Annotated in this window: 3 protein-coding genes; all 3 read right to left on the bottom strand. The window is 33.6% G+C overall.

Going from position 1 to position 1403, the window contains the following annotated elements; translation table 11 throughout:
* The coding region (locus ACRCJ0_RS14100) for a nucleoside hydrolase (protein WP_431390861.1) at positions 1-276 on the bottom strand (276 nt) is incomplete at its 3' end.
* A 482-nt stretch (positions 277-758) separates the two neighbouring features.
* The gene (locus tag ACRCJ0_RS14105; protein WP_417893572.1) at positions 759-1082 is read right to left on the bottom strand and encodes a hypothetical protein; all 324 of its coding nucleotides are present in this window, start codon (positions 1080-1082) and stop codon (positions 759-761) included.
* Between the two features lie 108 nt (positions 1083-1190).
* On the bottom strand, positions 1191-1403 hold a 213-nt coding region (locus tag ACRCJ0_RS14110; RefSeq protein WP_431390862.1), incomplete at its 5' end, for a restriction endonuclease.

The following is a 1403-nucleotide window of genomic DNA, read 5'->3' on the forward strand; positions in this document are numbered from 1 at the left end:
AGCATCGCCCATTCCATTGCCACCTTGAATCTCCTCTACCGTATCGTGCGTTTCATTTGGCAGTGCGGTCATCGGATTTTGATAACCCTTAAACACTGGAATCTTATAGTCTGGTTGATAGGTTTCAATTGTCGTTAAGGCATTATCAACTTCTTGGTCAAAAGCCACATTACCTGCAACGATGGTGATCCCTTCTACCTTAAAGTATTTCATCGCCATCAATATGGCCGTTGTATCGTCCCCAGCAGTATCTGAATCAATAATTACACGTCTCATGTTAAATCCTCCAATATGGTTATTTATTTTCATTATAGCCTATCTTTATAGGTGGAGATATAAGGAAGTGAGGGTTGAAGTGTATAATGGGATTTTGGGTATAGAAAAAGCCACCCAGATGAGTGGCTTGATGGAATTATATTGTTTTTGGAAGGTTTCGCTTGCTCATAGCCTTTTTGATAGTTATCTTCAAATAATTACTAGCGGGATTACTTGTTTTAATCTACAAGATTCTTCATACTATATTAACTTTATCCCATTGAAGTTTTAGTAGATTCCTTAATAGAATTTGCAACCAATTCGGTTAACGGCTCCCCTATTGCTTCACGATAATTAAATCCCAATAGTTGCATAGTACGTTATGTATCTACTTGTATTAAATCTACTAAATTGTTCTATCGACTTTCGTTGCTTCATTTGTTCTTTCTCCCATTGTTTAATAACTAGTTCAGCTTCTAGATTTGATTGCCCTTGTTGATTAACTAATTGGTTTTCCAATTCTTCTTTCTTTTCATCAGTAGTCTCTGGAATAAATTTATTAGTCTTGTAGCAGTCTGTTGTAAATAATCTATATCTTTTTCACTTAAATAAATTTGATCAAATTGATCTCTATATCCCATAGAAATAGTTTTCAGTTCATGATTTTCTTGAATGAACTGTGTAAAGGCATTTTCATATGCTGATATAGTTTTATCCTTATCTAAATTCTTCTTTACACTAGAAACTAATCCAACTGCTTTATCTGCTACTCCCGACGTAAGAACTTCTTTAAAATCAGCTCCTAACATACTTATTTCTGCCACCATAAAATCGCTCCTTAAATAATATTTACAGTTAAAAATGTAAATTTTAATTATATTCTCTATCCTACTAATCTTAGATTATATTGATCTTTGAAAATCCGATTTTATTTTTTACTCCTCAGGCTCAAAATCATCATAATTGATTTGATATACGACATATTCTTGTGCAGGCTCTACACCAACCTTATATTCAAGCATTAACTTAGTTAACTGATTACCATCAATCAATACAATCCCTTGATTTCTTGCGAATTCCATTGCGCCAGTTGAAAAACTTGAAGTGGTGATAAATACACCTCTGTCCGCATTAACACTAGCTAAAGC

Source organism: Aerococcus sp. L_32, assembly GCF_050689315.1.